Annotated in this window: 22 protein-coding genes; 10 read left to right on the top strand and 12 right to left on the bottom strand. The window is 66.9% G+C overall.

What is annotated here, in order from left to right:
* Entirely contained in the window at window positions 1-639 is a 639-nt protein-coding gene (locus J2W36_RS24155; RefSeq protein ID WP_307692326.1) for a TetR/AcrR family transcriptional regulator, read from the bottom strand.
* A gap of 140 nt (window positions 640-779) precedes the next feature.
* Here J2W36_RS24155 and J2W36_RS24150 point away from each other — a divergent pair, with 140 nt between their 5' ends.
* From J2W36_RS24150 to J2W36_RS24135, 4 genes are read left to right on the top strand one after another with little or no spacing between them, the layout of a single operon-like run.
* On the top strand, window positions 780-2000 hold the full coding sequence (locus J2W36_RS24150; protein ID WP_370869378.1) for an efflux RND transporter periplasmic adaptor subunit: 1221 nt from the start codon (window positions 780-782) through the stop codon (window positions 1998-2000).
* Between the two features lie 18 nt (window positions 2001-2018).
* On the top strand, window positions 2019-5189 hold the full coding sequence (locus tag J2W36_RS24145) for an efflux RND transporter permease subunit (RefSeq protein ID WP_307692324.1): 3171 nt from the start codon (window positions 2019-2021) through the stop codon (window positions 5187-5189).
* 1 nt (window position 5190) lies between these two features.
* Window positions 5191-6645: an AdeC/AdeK/OprM family multidrug efflux complex outer membrane factor gene (adeC, locus tag J2W36_RS24140; RefSeq protein ID WP_307692323.1), complete on the top strand. Its 1455-nt coding sequence runs from the start codon at window positions 5191-5193 to the stop codon at window positions 6643-6645.
* A gap of 16 nt (window positions 6646-6661) precedes the next feature.
* Window positions 6662-7336: a TetR family transcriptional regulator gene (locus tag J2W36_RS24135; protein WP_307692322.1), complete on the top strand. Its 675-nt coding sequence runs from the start codon at window positions 6662-6664 to the stop codon at window positions 7334-7336.
* On the opposite strand, the gene J2W36_RS24130 is transcribed toward J2W36_RS24135, so the two are convergent.
* The gene (locus J2W36_RS24130) at window positions 7287-8159 is read right to left on the bottom strand and encodes an aldo/keto reductase family oxidoreductase (RefSeq protein ID WP_307692321.1); all 873 of its coding nucleotides are present in this window, start codon (window positions 8157-8159) and stop codon (window positions 7287-7289) included. The two genes, J2W36_RS24135 and J2W36_RS24130, sit on opposite strands and share 50 nt — an antisense overlap.
* Window positions 8160-8262: 103 nt before the next feature.
* On the opposite strand from J2W36_RS24130, the gene J2W36_RS24125 reads away from it, so the two are divergent.
* On the top strand, window positions 8263-9162 hold the full coding sequence (locus J2W36_RS24125) for a LysR family transcriptional regulator (protein WP_307692320.1): 900 nt from the start codon (window positions 8263-8265) through the stop codon (window positions 9160-9162).
* Between the two features lie 67 nt (window positions 9163-9229).
* Here the strand turns inward: J2W36_RS24125 and J2W36_RS24120 are convergent, their stop codons facing one another.
* Genes J2W36_RS24120 through J2W36_RS24085 form a run of 8 tightly spaced genes read right to left on the bottom strand, consistent with a single transcriptional unit; the run spans window position 9230 to window position 14822 of the window.
* Window positions 9230-10273 carry an NAD(P)H-dependent flavin oxidoreductase gene (locus J2W36_RS24120; protein WP_307692319.1) on the bottom strand — a complete coding sequence of 348 codons (1044 nt, stop codon included), beginning with the start codon at window positions 10271-10273 and terminating at the stop codon, window positions 9230-9232.
* Between the two features lie 20 nt (window positions 10274-10293).
* The gene (locus J2W36_RS24115; RefSeq protein WP_307692318.1) at window positions 10294-10899 is read right to left on the bottom strand and encodes a DUF4337 domain-containing protein; all 606 of its coding nucleotides are present in this window, start codon (window positions 10897-10899) and stop codon (window positions 10294-10296) included.
* A 46-nt stretch (window positions 10900-10945) separates the two neighbouring features.
* Window positions 10946-11431 (bottom strand): dihydrofolate reductase, encoded by a 486-nt coding sequence (locus J2W36_RS24110; protein ID WP_307692317.1) that lies wholly within the window; start codon window positions 11429-11431, stop codon window positions 10946-10948.
* Window positions 11432-11447: 16 nt separating this feature from the next.
* Window positions 11448-12281: a thymidylate synthase gene (locus J2W36_RS24105; protein ID WP_307692316.1), complete on the bottom strand. Its 834-nt coding sequence runs from the start codon at window positions 12279-12281 to the stop codon at window positions 11448-11450.
* Between the two features lie 10 nt (window positions 12282-12291).
* Window positions 12292-12606 (bottom strand): CcdB family protein, encoded by a 315-nt coding sequence (locus J2W36_RS24100; RefSeq protein ID WP_307692315.1) that lies wholly within the window; start codon window positions 12604-12606, stop codon window positions 12292-12294.
* A gap of 4 nt (window positions 12607-12610) precedes the next feature.
* Window positions 12611-12931 carry a type II toxin-antitoxin system CcdA family antitoxin gene (locus tag J2W36_RS24095; protein ID WP_307692314.1) on the bottom strand — a complete coding sequence of 107 codons (321 nt, stop codon included), beginning with the start codon at window positions 12929-12931 and terminating at the stop codon, window positions 12611-12613.
* Between the two features lie 56 nt (window positions 12932-12987).
* Window positions 12988-14406, bottom strand: a complete 1419-nt coding sequence (locus J2W36_RS24090; protein WP_307692313.1) for an FAD-binding oxidoreductase — start codon at window positions 14404-14406, stop codon at window positions 12988-12990.
* 8 nt (window positions 14407-14414) lie between these two features.
* Entirely contained in the window at window positions 14415-14822 is a 408-nt protein-coding gene (locus J2W36_RS24085; protein ID WP_307692312.1) for a DUF2069 domain-containing protein, read from the bottom strand.
* An 84-nt stretch (window positions 14823-14906) separates the two neighbouring features.
* Here J2W36_RS24085 and J2W36_RS24080 point away from each other — a divergent pair, with 84 nt between their 5' ends.
* Both J2W36_RS24080 and J2W36_RS24075 read left to right on the top strand, forming a co-directional pair.
* A complete protein-coding gene (locus tag J2W36_RS24080; RefSeq protein ID WP_307692311.1) occupies window positions 14907-16169 on the top strand; it encodes a YihY family inner membrane protein in 1263 nt (420 codons plus the stop codon).
* 12 nt (window positions 16170-16181) lie between these two features.
* The gene (locus J2W36_RS24075) at window positions 16182-16604 is read left to right on the top strand and encodes a thioredoxin family protein (RefSeq protein ID WP_307692310.1); all 423 of its coding nucleotides are present in this window, start codon (window positions 16182-16184) and stop codon (window positions 16602-16604) included.
* A gap of 27 nt (window positions 16605-16631) precedes the next feature.
* Here the strand turns inward: J2W36_RS24075 and J2W36_RS24070 are convergent, their stop codons facing one another.
* Both J2W36_RS24070 and J2W36_RS24065 read right to left on the bottom strand, forming a co-directional pair.
* Entirely contained in the window at window positions 16632-17453 is an 822-nt protein-coding gene (locus J2W36_RS24070) for an alpha/beta fold hydrolase (protein WP_307692309.1), read from the bottom strand.
* Between the two features lie 118 nt (window positions 17454-17571).
* Window positions 17572-18873: an O-acetylhomoserine aminocarboxypropyltransferase gene (locus J2W36_RS24065; RefSeq protein WP_307692308.1), complete on the bottom strand. Its 1302-nt coding sequence runs from the start codon at window positions 18871-18873 to the stop codon at window positions 17572-17574.
* A gap of 149 nt (window positions 18874-19022) precedes the next feature.
* On the opposite strand from J2W36_RS24065, the gene J2W36_RS24060 reads away from it, so the two are divergent.
* The 3 genes from J2W36_RS24060 (at window position 19023) to J2W36_RS24050 (ending at window position 21148) form a co-directional block, all read left to right on the top strand.
* On the top strand, window positions 19023-19481 hold the full coding sequence (locus J2W36_RS24060; RefSeq protein WP_307692307.1) for a CBS domain-containing protein: 459 nt from the start codon (window positions 19023-19025) through the stop codon (window positions 19479-19481).
* Between the two features lie 139 nt (window positions 19482-19620).
* Window positions 19621-20358 (top strand): PilZ domain-containing protein, encoded by a 738-nt coding sequence (locus J2W36_RS24055; protein ID WP_307692306.1) that lies wholly within the window; start codon window positions 19621-19623, stop codon window positions 20356-20358.
* Window positions 20359-20509: 151 nt separating this feature from the next.
* Window positions 20510-21148, top strand: a complete 639-nt coding sequence (locus J2W36_RS24050) for a DUF6806 family protein (protein WP_307692305.1) — start codon at window positions 20510-20512, stop codon at window positions 21146-21148.
* Window positions 21149-21185 lie beyond the last annotated feature (37 nt).

Here is a 21185-nt window from a genome sequence, read left to right as displayed (position 1 = left end):
TCAGGCAGGTAAGGCCGCCGGTGCGGTCGCTGGCGGGTTGGGCGCGTAGATCCGCAGGAAGGCGTCGACTGCCAGCTCGACGGCCTGGCGAACGCGCGGCTTGGACACCTTGCGCGCCAGGCCGAAGAGCAGGGGCATGCGGGTTTCGACCTCGAACAGCGCGAACAGCTGCTGGGCCGCCAGCATCGGGTCGGCCTGACGCATGTGTCCGCGTGCCATCTGCAGCTCGACGAAACGGGCCATGTCGTCGAGCCCTTTCTGCGGGCCGATCCGAAAGAAGCGCTGGCCGATGTCGGTGCGGCCTGATTCGGCGATCACGGCACGCTGGGCCCGAACGATCGGTTCGTCCGTCAGCAGTTGCATCATCTTTTCACCGAAGCGCTGCAACGCCGTGCGAAGGTCGCCGCTGTGCTGGGCCAGGCTGTCGAAGATGGGGTCGAAGTGCCGCCTGCCGATGTACTGGATCACTTCCAGGAACAGGTCTTCCTTCGAGCTGAAGTACCCATACAGCGTGGCTTTGGAGCCCCCCACGCGAACCGCGATCTCGGCCATGGAGGCGCCCTCGAATCCAGCCTGGAGGAAAACCTCTGCCGCGGCCTCGACGATGGCATCCCGCTTGGCTTCAGTGCGCACTCTCATTGCAGACTCTTCAGAATTATTTTTGTACTCATGTGTTCAGTATTGCTTGACCGAGTCCAAAAGTCAAAATATATTACCGTACAGTACGGTATTGATATTGCCGAAAACCCGAAGTCATCCGTCTTTTTTGGAGATCTCTCATGCGCCCTGCCATGACCTATTGCATGACCTTCACTGCCGCCTTGTCGGCCGCTTTCCTGTTGACGGCTTGCGGCAAGCCGCCCGGCGGCGCGCCGCCGGCAGCCGGCACGCCCGTGGTCGGGGTGGTCACGGTGCAGCCGCAACGTGTCGTGCTGAGCACCGAACTTCCGGGCCGCACGTCTCCCTTCCTGATCGCCGAGGTGCGCCCGCAGGTCAACGGGATCATCAAGACGCGCAACTTCCGCGAGGGCAGCGACGTGAAGGCGGGCGCGGCGCTCTACCAGATCGACCCGGCCACCTACAAGGCGTCCTATGACAGCAACGTGGCCGCGCTGGCCAAGGCGCAGGCCAGCCTGAAGACGACGCGCCTGAAGGCGGACCGCTACAAGGAGCTGGTCGCCATCCAGGCGGTGAGCCAGCAGGACTACGACGACGCCGCGGCCTCGCTCGGCCAGGGCGAGGCCGACGTGGCCTCCGCCAAGGCCAATGTAGAGACCAGCCGGATCAACCTGGCCTACGCCCGCGTCGACGCACCCATCTCGGGCCGCATCGGCAAGTCGAGCGTCACGCCGGGCGCCTTGGTCACGGCCAACCAGACCACCGCGCTCGCGACCATCCAGCAGCTCGACCCAATCTACGTCGACGTCACCCAGCCCAGCGCATCGCTGCTGCGCCTGAAGCAGGCCATGGCCCGCGGCGACCTGCAGCAGGCGGGCGCCAACGCCGCCGTGGTGAAGCTCACGCTGGAAGACGGCAGCACCTACCCGTTGGAAGGCAAGCTCGAGTTCTCCGATGTCACTGTCGACCAGAACACTGGCTCGATCACGCTGCGCGCCGTGTTCCCCAACCCGAAGGCCGACCTGCTGCCCGGCATGTACGTGCGTGCCGTGCTGCAGGAAGGCGTGAAGGAGCAGGGCCTGCTGGTGCCGCAACAGGCGGTGTCGCGCGACAACGCGGGCAAGCCGACCGCCTATGTGGTGGACAGTGACAACAAGCTGCAGCGCCGCGCGCTCGAGACCGAACGCACGGTGGGTGACCAGTGGCTGGTGCGCAGCGGCCTCCAGGCGGGCGACCAGCTTGTGGTCGATGGCCAGCAGAGCGCCCGGCCGGGTGTGCAAGTGAAGGTCACCCCGTGGACGCCGAAGTCGGCGGACGGCGCAGCCAAGGCACAGGCGCCAACGCCAGCACCAGCGGCCGCCAACGCCAAGGCGTCGAGCTAACCCGCGCGAAAGACCGTCATGGCACGCTTCTTCATCGACCGCCCCATCTTCGCCTGGGTCCTCGCCATCATCGTGATGCTGGCCGGGGTTCTTGCGATCTTCACGCTGCCCATCGCGCAGTACCCGAGCATCGCGCCGCCGGCCATCGCGGTCACCGCCAACTACCCCGGCGCTTCCGCCAAGACGCTGGAGGACACCGTCACCCAGGTCATCGAACAGAAGATGAAGGGGCTCGACCGGTTGAGCTACATGGCCTCGACCAGTGAGTCGTCCGGCTCGGTCACCATCACGCTGACGTTCGAGAACGGCACCAACCCCGACACCGCGCAGGTGCAGGTGCAGAACAAGCTTGCGCTGGCCACGGCGCTGCTGCCGCAAGAGGTGCAGCAGCAGGGCGTGACCGTTACCAAGTCGGCCACCAACTTTCTCAACGTGCTGGCCTTCACGTCCGAGGACGGCAGCATGAATGGCTCCGACCTGTCGGACTATGTGGCCGCCAACGTGCAGGACGCGATCAGCCGCGTCGAAGGCGTTGGCGACACCACACTGTTCGGCGCCCAGTACGCGATGCGCGTCTGGCTCGACCCGGACAAGCTCGCCAACTTCAACCTCACGCCGATCGACGTCAAGAACGCCATCTCGGCGCAGAACGCCCAGGTCTCCGCCGGCCAACTCGGCGGCCTGCCTGCGACGAGCAACCAGCAGATCAATGCGACCATCACCTCGCAGACGCGGTTGAAGACGGCCAAGGAGTTCGAGGACATCCTGCTGCGCACGCAGACCGACGGCTCGCAGGTGCGTCTGCGCGACGTCGCACGCATCGAACTCGGCCAGGAGTCGTATTCGACCGTCGGCCGCTACAACGGCAAGCCGGCCGCCGGCCTGGCCATCAAGCTCGCCACCGGCGCCAACGCGCTCGACACGGTGAAGGCCATCGACGCTCGCGTGGATGAACTCGCCAAGTTCTTCCCGCCGGGCATGAAGGTGCAGAAGCCGTACGACACCACGCCCTTCGTGCGCATTTCCATCGAGGAGGTGGTGCGCACCCTGATCGAGGCCGTGGTACTGGTGTTCCTGGTGATGTATCTCTTCCTGCAGAACTTCCGCGCCACGCTGATTCCGACGATCGCGGTGCCGGTGGTGCTGCTGGGCACCTTCGGCGTGCTGTCGGCCTTCGGCTACTCGATCAACACGCTGACGATGTTCGCCATGGTGCTGGCCATCGGCCTGCTGGTCGACGATGCCATCGTCGTGGTGGAAAACGTCGAGCGGGTGATGACGGAGGAGGGCCTCTCGCCGAAGGAGGCGACGCGTAAGTCGATGGACCAGATCACCGGCGCGCTGGTCGGCGTGGCCCTGGTGCTGGCCGCGGTGTTCGTGCCGATGGCCTTCTTCAGCGGCTCGACCGGCGTGATCTACCGCCAGTTCTCGATCACCATCGTGTCGGCCATGACGCTGTCGGTGCTGGTCGCGCTGGTGCTCACGCCGGCGCTGTGCGCCACGCTGCTCAAGCCGGTGGCCAAGGGCCATGCTATGGCGAGCACCGGCTTCTTCGGCTGGTTCAACCGCAGCTTCGACCGCGGCAACGGCCGCTACCAGGGCGTCGTTCGCCACATGCTGGGCAAGGGCTGGCGCTACATGATCGTCTACGCCGTGCTGCTGGCGGCCGTGGTGTTCGGCTTCATGAAGCTGCCGGTCGGCTTCCTGCCCGACGAGGACCAGGGCACGCTGTTCGTGCTGATCCAAACGCCGCCTGGTGCCACCGCTGCGCGCACCAATGACGTGATCCTGCAGGTGGAGCACCACTTCCTGGAAGACCAGAAGGACGCGGTCGCCGGCGTGTTCGCGGTGTCGGGCTTCAGCTTCGCGGGCAGCGGCCAGAACACCGGCTTTGCGTTCGTCAAGCTCAAGCCCTGGGACGAGCGCAAGGGCGACGCGCTGAGCGTGAGCGGCGTGTCCGCCAAGGCTGGCGCCTTCTTCGCAACGATCCGCGATGCCAAGGTGTTCGCCTTCGCGCCGCCGGCCGTGTCCGAACTCGGCAACGCCACGGGCTTCGACGTGATGCTGCAGGACCAGGCCAACCTGGGCCACGCGGCGCTGATGCAGGCGCGCAACCAGTTGCTGGGCGAACTGTCGAAGGACAAGCGCCTGGTGGCGGTGCGGCCCAACGGCATGGAGGACACGCCGGAGTTCCGCCTGGAGATCGACCCGCACAAGGCCGGCGCGCTGGGACTGTCGATGTCCGACATCAACGACACCTTCTCGGCCGCGTGGGGCAGCAGCTACGTCAACGACTTCATCGACAAGGGCCGCGTGAAGAAGGTGATGCTGCAGGCCGACGCCAAGTACCGCATGCTGCCCGAGGACATCGACCGCTGGTATGTGCGCAACAGCGCCGGGACCATGGTTCCCTTCACCTCCTTCGCCAAGGCGAGCTGGAGTTCGGGCTCGCCGCGCCTGGAGCGCTACAACGGTGTGCCCTCGGTGGAAATCCTGGGCATGGCCATGCCCGGCGCGGCATCGAGCGGCGAGGCGCTCGCCATCGTCGAGGCCGCGATCGCCAAGCTGCCGCCGGGCATCGGCTACGAATGGACCGGCCTGTCGCGCCAGGAGAAGGCATCGAGCGGCCAGACCGGCCTGCTCTATACGCTGTCGATCCTGATCGTGTTCCTGTGCCTGGCCGCGCTCTACGAGAGCTGGGCCATCCCGTTCTCCGTGATCATGGTGGTGCCGCTGGGCGTGTTCGGTGCGCTGCTCGGCGCGATGCTGACCTGGAAGATGAACGACGTGTACTTCCAAGTGGGCCTGCTCACCACCATCGGGCTGGCATCGAAGAACGCCATCCTGATCGTCGAGTTCGCCAAGGACCTGTATGAGGAGGGCATGGGCCTGATCGAAGCCGCGCTGGCGGCCGTTCGCATGCGGCTGCGCCCGATCCTGATGACCTCGCTGGCCTTCATCCTGGGTGTGCTCCCCATGGTGCTCGGCAGCGGCGCCGGCGCGGGTGCGCAGCACGCGCTGGGCACGGCGGTGATCGGCGGCATGCTGTCCGGCACGATTCTCGCCATCTTCTTCGTGCCGCTGTTCTTCGTCCTCGTGATGGGGTTGTTCAACAAGCGCAAGCCGGCCGAGCCGGGCGCTGCGGCCCACCACGGCCAACCGGCTGCGGCCGCTTCGGAAGGTGTCTGACATGTCCCGCTTCGCATTGGCCCCCCTGACGCTCGCCGTCTTCCTCGCCGGCTGCAGCCTGATGCCGGTCTACGAACAACCGGCCGCACCGGTGCCGACCACTTTCTCCGGCGATACCGGCGGCACCGCCACGACTCCGGTGGCCGAGATCGGCTGGCGCAACGTCTTCACCGACCCGTCGCTGCAGCGCGTGATCGAGATGTCGCTGGCCAACAACCGCGACCTGCGCGTGGCCGTGCTCAACATCGAGAAGGCCCGCGCGACCTACCGCGTGCAGGACGCGTCGCTGTTCCCGTCGATCAAGGCCAGTGGCAGTGGCAGCGGCGCTCGCACACCGGCCGACCTGTCGACCACCGGACAGACGACCGTGTCGCACAGCTACAGCGCCTCGCTGGGCTTCAGCTCCTACGAGCTCGACCTGTTCGGGCGGGTGCGCAGCCTCAGTGCGCAGGCGCTCGAGCAGTTCTTCTCCACCGCCGAGGCGCGCCGCAGCACGCAGATCAGCCTGGTGGCAGAAGTCGCGACGGCCTACCTCACGATGGCCGCCGACCAGGACCAGCTCAAGCTCGCGCAGGAAACGCTCGCCAGCCAGAGCAACACCTACAAGCTCAACCAGCGCAGCTTCGATCTGGGCTCGGCTTCCGCGCTCACGCTGCGCCAGGCGCAGACCAGTGTCGAGACGGCACGGGTCGACGTCGAGAAGTACACCGCGCAGGTGGCGCAGGACCGCAATGCGCTGGTGCTGCTGGTCGGTGCCGACCTGCCGGACGACCTGCTGCCCAAGGCGCTGCCCGATGGCGCCACGGCCGCAGCCAACCCGCTCGCCAGCATCCCGCCAGGCCTGCCGTCGGACCTGCTGCAGCGCCGCCCCGACATCCTCGAGGCCGAGCGCGACCTGAAGGCCGCCAACGCCAACATCGGCGCCGCGCGCGCCGCCTTCTACCCGAGCATCAGCCTCACGGCCTCGGCCGGCAGCTCCAGCGCGAGCCTGTCGGGCATGTTCAAGGGCGGCTCGGGCAGCTGGAGCTTCTCGCCGCAGATCTCGCTGCCGATCTTCGACGGCGGTGCCAACCAGGCCAACCTGGACATCGCCAAGACCGAGCGCGACATCTACGTGGCGCAGTACGAGAAGGCCATCCAGACCGCGTTCCGCGAGGTGTCGGATGCGCTGGCAGCGCGCAACACGCTGGGTCGCCAGCTCGCTGCGCAGCAGGCGCTGGTCGATGCGACGTCCGAGAGCTATCGGCTGTCGGATGCCCGCTTCAAGCGCGGCGTCGACAGCTACCTCAGCGTGCTCGATGCACAGCGGTCGCTCTACAGCGCGCAGCAGAACCTCATCAGCACCCGGCTGTCGCGCTTCACCAACCTCGTGACCTTCTACAAGACGCTGGGCGGTGGCTGGGTGGAGACAACGGGCACGCCGGTGGCCACGGTCTCTGCCGCTTCGCAGCCCTGACCGGTCGCGTCGCATCGTGGTGAGGCACACCCGGGCCGAGGCGGACCGCACCCGCACGCGGGTGCTCGAAGCTGCGCTCATGGCCTTCGCCGAGGGCGGCGTGCGAGGCACGACGCTCGACGCCGTGGCGGCACGCGCCGGGGTGACCCGCGGTGCCGTCTACTGGCACTTCACCGACAAGGCGGCGCTGGTGGCCGAACTGGTCGAGAGCGTGCGCTGGCCGCTGGACATCGGCGCCGACGTGGCAGCCTACGAGGTGCATCCACAGCCGCTCGAACTGCTGCGTGAACAACTGTGCCGGCAGATCGAGCACTGCATGGCCGACCCCTGGCAGTCGCGTGCGGTGAAGATCGTGCTGCGTCACGGCGTTTGGTCGGAGCTGCCCCTGGATGCCGTGGCACGTGTGGAAGACGCCCTGACCGAAACCGTGTGGCGCCTTGCCCGTGTGATGACCATCGCGCACCGCCGTTATCAACTGCGCGCCGGCCTGCACCCCGCATCGGCTGCCCGGTGCCTGCACGCGGTCGGCATCGGCATCCTGTCCGAATATGCGAGCGATCTGCTCGCGGCGCGGCGGAATGCCTTGCCGCTGTGCCTCGAACTCTTCATGGTCGGCGCCAGCAGCGCGGGAGTCGGCGGCTTCAACGACGCGCCGCCAGACCGTTCAGCGTCGCCAGATCTTCATCGCTGAGTTCGAGCGCCGCACTCGCCAGATTCTCCCGGAGGTGTGCCACCGACGACGTGCCGGGAATCAGCAGGATGTTCGGTGACCGGCGCAGCAGCCACGCGAGGGCCACCTGCATCGGCGTCGCCTCCAACCGCGCGGCCACTTCGTTCAGCGCACCCGACTGCAGCGGCGTGAACCCACCCAGCGGGAAGAAGGGCACGTAGGCCGTTGCGCTGCCGGCGAGCTGGTCGATCAAGCCATCGTCGCCGCGATGCACGAGGTTGTAGTGGTTCTGCACGCAGACGATCGGCGTGATGCTGCGACCCTGTTCGATCTGCGCCGGCGTGACATTGCTCAGCCCGATGTGCTGGATGAGGCCGCGGCGCTGCAGCTCGGCCAATGCTGTCAGCGGCGCCTCGATCGATCCTTCGGCCGGGCCGTGCACGTCGAACATCGCGCGCAGGTTCACGACCTCGAGCACGTCCAGGCCGAGGTTGCGCAGGTTGTCGTGCACCGCGCGTTCCAGATCCTCCGCGGAAAAGGCGGGCTTCCAAGAGGCGTCGTCGCCGCGCACGGCACCGACCTTGGTGACGATCACCAGGTCGTCGCGGTAGGGGTGCAGCGCCTCGCGGATGAGCTGGTTGGTGATGTGCGGGCCGTAGAAGTCGCTGGTGTCGAGGTGGTCGATGCCCAGGGCTAGCGCTTCGCGCAGCACGGCGAGCGCGGCGTGGGTGTCCTTCGGCGGGCCGAAGACGCCGGGGCCGGCGAGCTGCATGGCGCCGTAGCCCAGACGTTTCACGGCGCGGGTGCCCAGGCGGTAGGTGTCGGCGGATGCGGTGCGGGTCATGGTGTGGTCTTTCGAAAAGTGGCGTGCCACGAATCTAGGCGTGCAGTCGCTGCGCGACAATCCGTTGCAATCTGCACAGGCTGTGCAGAAATCAGGACAGTCCATGGACGATCTGGCAGACCTCACCGCCTTCCTGGCCGTCGCCCGCGAGGGCGGGTTTCGCAACGCCGCGCGCGTGGCCGGCACCAGCGCATCGCGCCTGAGCGACGCGGTCCGTCGGCTTGAGAACCGGCTGGGCGTTCGGCTGTTGCATCGCACCACGCGCAGCGTGACACCGACCGATGCCGGTGCGCGCCTGCTGGAGCGGCTCGCGCCCGCGCTCGGCGAGGTGCACGCGGCGCTCGACGTGGTCAACGGCTTTCGCGACCGGCCGGCGGGCCGCCTGCGGCTCAATGTGCCGGTGAGCGCCTCACGGCTCGTGTTGCCGCGCATCGTGCCACCCTTCCTCGCGAAGTACCCGGACATCTGCCTTGAGGTGATCGCGGAAGACCGCTTCGTCGACGTGCTGGCCGAAGGCGCCGACGCGGGAATTCGCTATGAAGAGCGGCTCGAGCAGGACATGGTCGCCGTGCCCATCGGCCCGCGCGTGCAGCGCTTCGCGGCTGCGGCATCACCGGCATACCTCGATCGCCGAGGACGCCTCTCGCATCCGCGCGAACTGCTCGACCACGACTGCCTGCGCGGGCGCTTCGCAAGCGGTGCGATGCCAGCGTGGGACTTCGAGCGGGACGGCGAATCGGTCAAGGTCGACACGAAGGGGGCGCTGATCGTCGGCCTGGGCGCGACCGTCGACCTCGCCGTCGACGCCGCGGTGGCGGGCAGCGGAATCATCTATCTCTTCGAGGACTGGCTGCGGCCCTACATCGATCGTGGCGAACTGGAACCGGTGCTCGAACCGTGGTGGCCGAGCTTCTCCGGGCCGTTCCTCTACTTCTCGGGTCGACAGAACCTGCCGGCGCCGCTGCGCGCCTTCGTCGATTTCGTGCGGGCGATGCCACCCTGAGACGCAGAGGGCACCTGCGTCCGTGTGCCCTGTGCCCCGGCGTTGGCCGGAAAATCGACCAGACCGTTCAGGTGGGCGACACGCCAGCCAACGCGCGGGTGAGCTCGGCCGCCGGAATGTCCTGGCAGCCACTCGCGTTCTGGCCTGACCACAGCGTCGAGAAATCGTCCCGGCCTTGCTGTTCCGCGGCTGTCTTCAACGGGAGCGTGGCCGCGCCGGCCAGCGGAAAGGCGGGTGCGGCGTCGTTCAGTGGACCGAGTTCTCGCATCAGCCGATTCGCCATGCCGCGCGCGGGCCGGCCCGTGAGCAGCGTGGTGAGCATCGTGTGTTCGGTGCGATCGCTTTGCAAAGCGGCGCGATGCAGTGCGGTGGTCGTGGCCTCGGGGCAAAGCAGGTAGCTGGTGCCGACCTGCACGCCCGCAGCGCCCAGTGCAAGCGCGGCCCGAACGCCTCGCGCATCGGCTATACCGCCGGCGGCAATCACCGGCACACGCACGGCGCGCACCACCTGCGGCAGCAATGCCATCGTGCCCGACTGCGTGGTGAGATCCTCGCTGAGGAACATGCCTCGGTGACCACCGGCCTCCAGGCCCTGCGCAATGATTGCGTCGGCGCCATGGGCTTCGAGCCAGCGTGCTTCGGCCACGGTGGTGGCCGACGACAGGACCTTGGCGCCCCAGGCCTTCACGCGTGCCAGGAGTGCGGGCGACGGCAGGCCGAAATGAAAGCTCACCACCGGCGGCTTGAAGGTCTCGAGCAGGTCGGCGGCCTCGGCATTGAAAGGCGTTCGTCCGCCACCCGCCGGCACGCTGGCCGGGTCGATACCGAATTCCGCGTAGTAGGGCGCGAGCGCGGTGCGCCAGGCGGCCTCGCGCGTCGCGTCGGGTACCGGCGGCACGTGACAAAAGAAGTTGACGTTGTAAGGCCGCGTGGTCTGCGCGGTGATCGTCTGCAGTTCGCTGCGCAGCGCATCGGGCGTGAGCATGGCGCACGGCAGCGAGCCCAGCCCGCCCGCATTCGACACCGCGACGGCCATGGCGCTGCCCTGCACACCGGCCATCGGCGCCTGGATGATCGGCAGATCGATGCCGAGGAGCTTTTGGATGGTCATGGTGTCTCCTGGATGCGCCCTCAGAGATGAAAGGCCGCGGCCGCACCCACGAGCAGGCCCGCGCCGGCAACGGCCAGCATGCCGTATTCCAGCCACTTCTTGCGCGTCAGCAGCGCGATGGCGGCCAGCGCGATCGACACCTGAAGCACGGTGGTGGCCTGGGCCCAGCGATGGTGCTGATGCATCTGCGCTTCGGATTCATGGTCCCATGCCGTGGCTTCGTCTTCCAGCTTCTGTGCAGCGACCTGGATATCGGCTTTCTCCTTTTCGTAGCGTTCGACCTTCGCCTGGAGCGCGGCCTTGCGGCCGTCGGGCGCCATGTCGCGCGCGAACTCCGTGAGCGCCTGCTTGGTGCTCTTGGCCTGGAAGTAATTCCACTGGTTCGACGCTTCAGTCTTCTTGATGGCGGCGTTGTTCTTGTCCAGCGCGGCCGTCGCCTGCGTGGCCCCGCCCATGTACGAGAACAGCGCGCCGACCGTGGCGATGACCGCGGTGCAGACAGCGATTTGGTTGGTCATGCTCTTGCCACCGATGCCGTGGTGCGCGGTCCCGCCATGCTCGCCTTGCGCCGCATGTTCGAGTTCGTGGTCGTGGGGGCCGTGGACGTGAAAGCCGTGGTCGGACATGGGGCGCTTTGTTGTAGTGAATGTGGGGCGCAATGGCGCTGAGCGCTCAGGCGCGCTCGAGCGTGACGAAGCTGAAGGGCAGGCCGTTGCTCGACACGCCCGATTCGCGTGTGCGCTCGTGCCAGCCGTTGTCGAGCGCAGGTGCGTGCGCATCGCCGTCGAAATCCTGCGCGATTTCTGTGACAACGGCGCGACGGGCGAGCGGTGCGGCTTCGGCATAGATCTGCGCGCCACCGATGACCCAGACCTCCGCATCGTCGGCACACAGGGCGATCGCCTCGGGCAGGCTGCCCGTGCGCTCGGCCCCATCGGCCTGCCAGTCGGCCTGGCGCGTCACCACGATGTTGCGCCGCCCTGGCAGCGGCCGGAATCTTGGCGGAAGCGAATCCCAGGTCTTGCGCCCCATGATGACCGGGTAGCCTGCCGTCATGCGTTTGAAGTGCGCCATGTCTTCCGGCAAGTGCCAGGGCAGGGCATTGTCCTTGCCGATCACGCCGTTGGCGGCGCGGGCGTAGATCAGGTTCAGGCGCATGGTGATCGGCTCCTGGTCAGACCGCCACCGGTGCCTTGATGGCGGGATGCGGGTCGTAGCCGTCGAACGCGAAGTCTTCGTACTGGTAGTCGAAGATCGAGTCCGGCTTGCGCAGGATGCGCAGCGTGGGGTACGGCCGTGGCTCGCGGCTCAGTTGCAGCGCGACCTGCTCGGCGTGGTTGCTGTAGATGTGGCAGTCGCCGCCGGTCCAGATGAAGTCGCCGACGTCCAGGTCGCACTGCTGCGCCACCATGTGCGTGAGCAGCGCGTAGCTCGCGATGTTGAAGGGCACACCCAGGAAGATGTCGGCGCTGCGCTGGTAGAGCTGGCAGCTGAGCCTGCCGCGCTCGCCCGCCGCCTGCGGTGGTGCCACGTAGAACTGGAAGAAGGCGTGGCACGGCATCAGCGCCATCTTCGACAGCTCGGCCACGTTCCACGCGCTCACGATGATGCGGCGCGAATCGGGGTTGGTCTTGAGCGTCTTGATGACCTCGGCGATCTGGTCGATGTGGCCGCCGTCGGGCGTCGGCCAGCTGCGCCACTGCACGCCGTAGACGGGGCCCAGGTCGCCGTCTTCACGCGCCCATTCGTCCCAGATCGTCACGCCGCGCTCGCGCAGCCAGTTGTTGTCGCTGGAGCCGGTGAGAAACCACAGAAGCTCCTGGATGATGGAGCGCACATGCACCTTCTTCGTCGTCACCAGCGGAAAGCCTTCGTTCAGGTCGAAGCGCATCTGGTGGCCGAAGACGCTTCGGGTGCCCGTGCCGGTGCGGTCGGCCTTGAACACGCCATGCGTGTCGACGTGGCGCATGAAGTCTTCGTAGGGGGTGCGGATGGGACGATCGGTCATGGGTTGAAATTCAGTAGGCGCCGAACACGGCGTCGAGCGCATCTTGCACGGCCTGTTGCTGCGCTTTGAGGCTGCTCACCGGCGACCGCAGCCAATCTCGCGGAAAGGTGGCCATGGTCGGCGTGTCGAGCACCACGTCGCGCTCGTTGATGCGGAAAGCGGGATGTACGCGCTCAAGGCATTGGCCATGCACACGTGCGTCGCGCAACGGAATGACGATGCGTGTCTCCACGCCGTCGATGTGGTCGTTCTGCACGTCCAGCACGAAGGGTGTGTGGCGGTGCTCGGATTTGTCCGGATTGGCGTAGACGTCGAAGCGCGCCATCGGTTCAGGCGACCTTGCGTTTGGCGGTTTCGGGCTTGGTGTCGGACTTGAGATCAGGCGTTTGGCGCCCGTCCCCCAGACTGCCCGCGAAGGTGCGGTACTTGGCGCCCCAAACGCCGTCGCGGCGAATGCGTGCGTTGTAGGCCTCGATCGCTTCCTTGTTGCGCTCGTTCCATCCTTCCCAATAGCGTCGCTCGACTTCCTTGGCCAGCAAGGCATCGACCGTCTGCGACACGTTCATGCCCAGTTCGCGCGCGATTTCCAGCACCTTGCTGTTGAGCGAGAGGTTAGTCGCCTTCTTTGGTGCGTTGTCGAAACGAAGCATCGCAAATTCCTTGAGCAAGATGGATGCGCATATTTTACGCGCATGAAAATCTGCATTCACGCCCGCAGTACCCGCCCCGGATTCATGATGTTCTGCGGGTCCAGCCCGCGCTTGATGGCGCGCATCATGCCCAGCGCCACGGGGGACTTGTGCTTCTCGAGCTTGTGTACCTTGAGTTCGCCCACGCCGTGCTCGGCCGAGAAGGAGCCGCCGAATTTCTCGACCGCGTCGTACACCAGCGTGTTGACGCGCTCTTCCTCGTCGCGCAGGAAGGCCTTGGCGTCGCCTTCGGCCGGGGCCTGGACGTTGTAGTGCAGGTTGCCGTCGCCCAGGTGGCCGAAGTTCACCAGCCGCACGCCGGGGATCTCGCGTTGCAGCAATGCGTCGGTCTCGGCCACGAAAGCCGGGATGCGCGACACCCCGATCGAGATGTCGTGCTTGATGTTCAGGCCTTCCTCGGCCTGTGCCAGCGGGATGCTTTCGCGGATGTGCCAGAGCTGGTGGGCCTGCGTGAGGTTCTCGGCCACCACCGCGTCGGTCACGCAGCCGTCCTCGAAGGCGGTTTCGAGCAGCGCCTCGAAGCGCGCGCGCGCATGGTCTTCGGATTCGTTGTCGGAAATCTCCAGCAGTGCGCAGTAAGGCGCTGCCGCATCGCCGAGGAAGGGCACGCGCAACTGCGGCATGTGCTTGCCGACCAGGCTCAGCGCGAACTGGCCCATCACCTCGAAGCCGGTGAGGCCCGCGCCGAGGTGCTTGTGCGCCAGGCCGAGCAGTGTGACGGCGTGGTCCAGCGACGGCAGCGCCGCCCAGGCGGTGAGCTGGGCGACCGGCATTGGGTAGAGCTTCATCGTCGCGGCGGTGATGATGCCCAGCGTGCCTTCGCTGCCGATGAGCAGGTCGCGCAGGTCGTAGCCGGTGTTGTCCTTGCGCAGGCCGCTGGTGCCTTCCCAGATCTCGCCCTGCGGTGTGACAACCTCGAGGCCCAGGCACAGATCGCGCGTGTTGCCGTAGCGCACGACCTGCGTGCCGCCTGCGTTGGTCGCCAGGTTGCCGCCGATGGTGCAGCTGCCTTCGGCTGCCAGGCTCAGCGGGAACAGGAAACCGGCCTTCTCGGCCTGTTCCTGCAAGGTCTGCAGGATGCAGCCAGCCTCCACCGTGACCGTGAGGTTGGCCGCATCGATGGTGCGGATGGCGTTCATGCGCTGCAGGCTCAGCACGATCTGTGTGCCGCTCGCATCGGGCGTCGAGCCGACGGCCAGGCCGGTGTTGCCGCCTTGCGCGACGATGGCCGTGCCTGCGGCCGCGCAGGCTTTCACCACCGCGGCCACCTGAGCGGTGTCACCCGGGCGCACCACGGCCAGCGCCTTGCCGCGCACGCGTTTGCGCCAGTCCTGTTCCCAGGCCGTGAGGTCGCCCTCGGTCAGGACATGGGCGTCACCGACGATGGTGCGCAGTTGGTCGATCAATGCAGTCATGGTAAGAGTCATGGAACGGGAATCTGCAGGGGGCGTGGCGTGGCAGCACGGCGCAGCCGCAGCCTGACATGCAGCGCGCATGCCGTGAAGAGCGTCAGGCACAGCAGCACCTCGGCCAACGCGAGCAACTGGCTCACGCCGCTGGTGTCGCTCCAGGCCCGGACCACGCCTTCGGTGAAGTAGAGCCAGACCATCAGGCTGACCCATCGGTAGGTGTACATGCGGTTTTTCATCAGGCCGGCCAGCGGCACGACCAGCGGCAGCACCTTGAGCGCCAGCCAGGAGCCACCCGGGCGCAGTGGGGCGAGCCACATTTCCCAGGCCAGCCCGAGCACGATCAGCCCCACCAGGCTGCCGACGGCAAGCCAGCGCGTGGCGGCAACGGAGAATGAGGAGGGGTGCGGATCGGATTTCATGGAGAGGGGCGCTGCGCGGCCGACCGCGCCGTGCGCCCATGGGCCGCTGGGGTGGGATCCCCGCGATCCCTATGATAAGGCCCCATGAATCGTCAAGAATTGTGGAGGGATCTTTCGCGTTTTCCGTGGCGCAACACCGCGGCGGTGCTGGGCGAACGTTTTCGCGCCGACCGGCTGGGCCTGACCGCCAGCAGCCTGACCTTCACCACCACCATCGCGATGGTGCCTTTCTTCACGCTGGCACTGGCCCTTTTCACGGTCTTCCCGATGTTTGCCAAGATGCAGGGCCGACTGCAGCGCTGGCTGATCGAGAGCCTCATTCCCGACAATATCGCGCGCCAGGTGCTGGGCTACCTGAACCAGTTCGCAAGCAAGGCCAGCGGCCTGGGCATCGCGGGCCTGGTGGTGCTGCTGGTGACGGCCATCGCGCTCATCCTGACCATCGACAAGACGCTCAACAATATCTGGCGCGTCCCCAAGCCGCGGCCGTTCGCGCAGCGCGTGCTCATTTATTGGGCGGCGATTACCCTGGGGCCACTGATCCTTGCGGTGAGCCTGAGCACGACCTCCTACGTATTTTCAGCCTCGCGCGAAGTGGTCGGCGGCGAGGGCGGCGTCGCGCTCAAGCTGCTGTTCGACACCTTCGAATTCGTGCTGCTGGCCGCCGGCATGGCTTCGCTGTACCACTACGTGCCCAATACAGCGGTGAAATGGGCGCACGCGTGGGCCGGCGGCCTGTTCGTCGCGGCCGCCATCGAGATCGCCAAGCGCGCGCTGGGCTACTACCTGAGCCTCGTGCCCACCTATTCGGTGCTTTACGGTGCCTTTGCCACCGTTCCGATCCTGCTGGTATGGATCTATGTGGCCTGGGTCATCGTGCTGTTGGGCGCGGTCATCGCGGCCTACCTGCCCAGCCTGATGGCCGGTGTGGCGCGGCGCGGCGGGACGCCGGGCTGGTGCTTCCAGCTCGCGGTCGAGGCCCTGCAGTTGCTGCATGTGGCGCGTGGTGCGCCCACGCGCGGGCTGAGCCGCAACGAACTCGTCCAGCAGATGCGCATCGACGCGTTGCAGCTGGTGCCGGTGATTGATGCGCTGGTCGCGCTCGACTGGATCGCGCCGCTCGCCGAGGCGCTGCCCGGCCAGGAAGCCCGCTACGTGTTGCTGGCCGACCCCGACACCACGTCGCTGGCCCCGCTGGTGGCCGAACTCCTGCTGCCACACGCAGACGCCGTCGATGCCGTCTGGCACCGGGGCCCGCTGGCCGCGCTGCTGCTGCGCGATGCGCTGCCGCAGGCCGTGTCGACCTCGCCGTTCGGTGCAGGCGCGATCGCCGCGCGCGGCGGATAATCGCGACACGCCATGAGTGCCTTGTCCTTCGCCCCTTCGAATTCCGGTGCCGATGCGTCCACCTGGGTGGTCTGTCTGTGCGCCGAGTGGTGCGGTGCATGCCGCGAGTACCGGGGCGTGTTCGAGCAGGTGGCGCGCACCCACCCGTCGCTGCGCTTTGCATGGGTCGACGTCGAGGACCACGCCGAACTGGCGGACGACTTCGACGTGGAGACCTTTCCGACGCTGCTGATCGCGAGCGCATCCGGCACGCATTTCCTGGGCCCCCTGTTGCCCCATGCGGACACGCTCGCGCGCATGCTCGCCGCCTTGCCCGACGAGCGCGGTGCGGCGCAGGCGGCCACGGCCGAGGTCATGACCCTGTTGTCCGCGCTGGCTGCTCGCCCGGACACCTTCGCGCTGACCCCCGGAGCCCCGGACACCACCGGCGCCTGAGCGCGCAGCACCGGTGTCCCCGCCGCTTCAGCGCGGCGTTCCCGTGAAATCGGCCAGGGCGAACAGCACTGCGTCCGGGGCCTCGCTCATCAGTGCGTGGCCAGCCTGCACGGTGACCACCTGGGCCGCGGGCGCCTGCGCGGTCAGCGTGCGGGTGGCGCGCGGCGGCGTCATCTGGTCGACGGCGCCGAGCAGGAACAGCACGGGGCAGCCCTGGGCGGCAACGGCTGCCATGGCTGCTTCGCCATGGGCATAGTCGTTGCAGGCTTTGAACCCGACGTGGAACACGTTGACCTCCCGGTTGCTCGCCAGGACACGTCGCATGAGCGCGCGCGAGCCGCCATAGAGCCAGGTGCCGGGGCCAAGCGAGGAGGGCGGCGGCGCCAGCATTGAATGCGAGAAGGCGTTGACCATGTCGATGGCCTTCATCGGCGCGTTCAGCGCGCTGTCGAGCAGCGCCGGCGACACTGCCATCGGGTAGGCCGTGCCAACCATCGCCAGGTGCGACACGCGCTCTGGCGCGCGGGCGGCCGTCTCCAGCGCGATCAGCGAGCCGAAGCTGTGGCCGACCAGCGCGGCCTTCTGAACGCCGGCTGCGTCGAGCAGCGCCACGACGAAATCCGCGGCCTCTTCGACGGTGGCCGGCGGCTTTCCGGCGCTGCGGCAGTGGCCGGGCAGGTCGACTGCCAGCATGTTCCAGCCGTGGTTGGCGAACCAGCGGCTCTGCAGGATCCACACGCTGTGGTCGTTGAGCACGCCGTGGATGAAGACCATGGTCGGCTTGGCCGCATCGAGCGGCTTGCCGCCGGTGTAGGCGTAGGTGGTATGGCCGTTGATTTGAAAAATCACAATGTCTCGCTCCTCTTATTCCAGAAACACCGCGGAACCGGCTCTGCCGGGCCGTGGGTGTTGCCCCCTGCAAGGGGGTGGGCGCTGCCACACGAAGTGGGCAAGCCTGGGGGTTTGCTCATTTTTCAGCGGCCTTCAACGCCCGCTTCAGGTCATCGATCAAATCCGCCGGATCTTCCAGCCCGATCGACAGCCGGATCGTCCCCTGGCCGATGCCCGCGCCCGCCAGCGCCTCGTCCGTCATGCGGAAGTGCGTGGTGCTGGCCGGATGGATCACCAGGCTGCGGCAGTCGCCTACGTTGGCCAGGTGGCTGAAGAGCTTGAGCGCCTCGATGAACTTCTTGCCCTGCTCGCGGCTGCCCTTGATGTCGAAGCTGAACACCGCGCCGGCGCCGCGCGCGCCGTGACGCAGCAACTTGCCGGCCAGCGCATGGCTCGGGTGCGATTCGATCAGCGGATGGCCCACCCGCGACACGAAGGGGTGCGCGGCCAGGAACTCCACCACCTTCTGCGTGTTGTCGATGTGGCGCTCCATGCGCAGGGGCAACGTCTCGATGCCCTGCAGGATCAGCCACGCCGTGTGCGGGCTCATCGACGCACCAAAGTCGCGCAGGCCTTCGCGACGCGCACGCAGCAGGAAGGCGCCGACCGTGCTTTCCTCGCTGAACACCATGTTGTGGAAACCGTCATAGGCCTGGCTCAGCTCGGCGAATTTGCCGGATTTCTCCCAGTCGAAGCTGCCGCCGTCGACCACCACGCCACCGATCACCGTGCCATGGCCGCTCAGGAATTTGGTGGCCGAGTGGTAGACCAGGTCGGCACCATGGTCGAAGGGCTTGATCAGGTAGGGCGAGGTCAGCGTCGAATCGACCAGCAGCGGCACGCCGGCCGCATGCGCGATGTCGCTCACCGACGGGATGTCGAGCACATCGAGGCCCGGGTTGCCCACGGTTTCGCCGAACAGCAGCTTGGTGTTCGGCCGGATCGCGGCCTTCCAGCCGTCCAGGTCGTTCGGCTTGACGAAGGTCGTCTCGATGCCGAAGCGCCGCATCGTGTAGTGCAGCAGGTTCTGCGAACCGCCGTAGAGCGCGGTGCTCGCCACGATGTGCGAGCCGGCGCCCATCAGCGTGGCCACGCTCAGGTGCAGCGCAGCCTGTCCGCTGGCGGTGGCAATGGCACCGATGCCGCCTTCGAGCGCCGCCACGCGCTGTTCCAGCACCGCGTTGGTCGGGTTGCTGATGCGGCTGTAGACGTGGCCGGCGCGTTCCAGGTTGAACAGGGCGGCGGCGTGGTCGCTCGACTCGAAGACGAAGGACGTGGTGAGGTGGATCGGCACGGCGCGCGCGCCGGTCGTTGGGTCGGGCGCGGCGCCCGCGTGCAGGGCGAGGGTGTCGAAACCGGGGTCGGAATAGCCAGGCATGTCTCTCCTTGATGAATTTCTCGGCGTCCCGGCGCGCAGGCGACGGTATCTCCGCCACCGCCGCGCGCGGGCCGATGGCGCATTGTGAGCGACATGGGCTATATTCAAACGCGAACCACGAGCCAGCCGAGTCACAGAGGAGCACCATCATGAAAGTCAGCGACATCCTGCGCGTCAAGGGCAACACGCTCTACACGGTCACGCCTGACGAACCGCTGGCCGTGGCGGTGAAAGCCATGGCCGAAAAGGACATCGGCTCGCTGGTCGTGATGGAACACGGCGACCTCGTGGGCATGCTCACCTTCCGCGAAGTCATCGTCACCATCGTGGCCAATGGCGGCACGGTGGGCACCACGCTGGTCCGCAAGGCCATGGACGACGCGCCCGTGACCTGCACCGGCGAGACCGACCTCGACGAAATCCGCCGCATCATGCTGCAGCGCCACGCGCGCTACATGCCGGTCATGGACAAGCGCATGCTCATGGGCGTGATCAGCTTCTACGATGTGGCCAAGGCGGTGGTCGACAGCCAGAACTTCGAGAACAAGATGCTCAAGGCCTACATCCGCGACTGGCCGGCCGAGGACGAAGGCAGCAACGCCGGCTGAGGCTGCTGCTGGAGGAGGCCGGCTCGCGCCACGGGCTGGCAGGTTTTGCATTCCCGTGACACCTGGGCGTGTCCACTCGTGTTCAATCTCGCAAACAACCTGCACGCTGCGTGCACAACGAGATGGACACCCCTGGCCCATGAAAACGTGGATCGACCTCTTCGCCGCCCTGATCCGGCGCCGATCCGCGGCAGCGCTGACCATGCCCGACATGACGGCGTCGCCGCCGGCCGGGCCCATCGAGCAGGCCGAGGTGATCCGCGACATGATGAGCAAGCTCGCCAAGCTCAGCAGCGCCTTGCGGGTGCGGTCGCCCGATGGCGTTTCGGTGGCCGAGGCCAAGCTGGTCGGTGCCAACCAGGATTCGCTCTACATCGTCTGTGATTCAATGCCTTTCGTCGCTCCGGGCGAGACGATCAACCTCTCGGTGCCCACCGACGATGGCGTCATGCTCTTTGCGGTGACATTGGACGGCACTTATGGCAGCGCCCAGTACTGGAATGCCCGCATGCCCGACAAGGTGGTGTGCCAGCAGTCGCGTGACACCCGCCGCATCAAGATTGGCAGCCGCGATCCGGTGCACCTCGACGGCCTGAACGTGGCGCCGCACATCATCGACATCAGTGAAACCGGCATCGGCTTCACCTTGCCTGAACCGCTGCCGCTGGGCACCTACGACGGCAGCGAGCTCCGTCTGCTCGTCGATACGTACTGCATCGAGCTGCCGGCCCCGGAAATCATGCATTGCACGCTGAGCGCCGAAGGCCGCTGGCGCTGCGGCATGCGCTGGAACGGGGTGAGCGACACTTCGCTGCGGTGGCTGCGCCGCTGGCTCAACAAAACAGAAACGCGGCACCACCTGTTCTACGAATCCTGATCCACCCTGGGGCATAGCGGCGCTGGCAGCGATGTCATTGGCGGCGGCATAATTCATGCTCAGCTGCCACGGACCTAGAATCCGCGGCGCCTCCACAGGCAGACGGAAGGTGCCACAGCCGGGCACCCCGCAATCAACAAGGAGCACAGACATGCCTCGCTACAACGCTCCATTCGAAATTCATGTGCATGGCGACGTGCCGCTGCGTTCGGACGTGAACTTCGCGCAGATCCAGGAAGCGCTCAAGCCGCTCTGGGCCTATGCGGGCGCTCGCTCGCTGGCCGACGGCGCCACCAGCGCCTATGAAGAAGAACCCGGCATCCGTTTCGAGCAGAAAGAGCACATGCTCCAGATGTGCTGGACGGTGCCTGGCGACGAAGATTTCCGCCAGGCGCTCGACGAAATGTGCATGGCCCTCAACGAACTCGCCGAGCAGGGCGCGGCCCTCGAGATTACGTTCTACGACACCGACTTCGACGAGGAAGAGGGTGACCCCGAGGAAGAGTCGCGTGACGACTTCCTGATGATGTTCGTCGGCCCGAACCCGGCGGCGATCATGCAGGTGCAGCGCGACTTGCTGGTCGAGGACGTGGTCAACCTCATGGAGCGCCATTTCGATGGCGCCGAACTCGGCGGCGTGGTTGCCGAGATCGACAAGCTGTTCGGCGAGCGCTTCGATGCGCTGGTGAACTCGCTGGAACTCGGCAAGCGGCCGCGCGGCAGCGGTGGCGCTGGCGGTCCGGGTGCCGGCGGCCATGGCGGCGGCCGCCGTCCGCGCCACCTGCACTGAGGCGGCCCTGTCGCGCCTTTGCCCCTCGGGGTGGGGC

Origin of the sequence: Variovorax ginsengisoli, assembly GCF_030811835.1 — a bacterium.
Lineage (GTDB): Bacteria > Pseudomonadota > Gammaproteobacteria > Burkholderiales > Burkholderiaceae_C > Variovorax > Variovorax ginsengisoli_C.
This window is presented reverse-complemented; position numbering and strand designations above follow the sequence as displayed.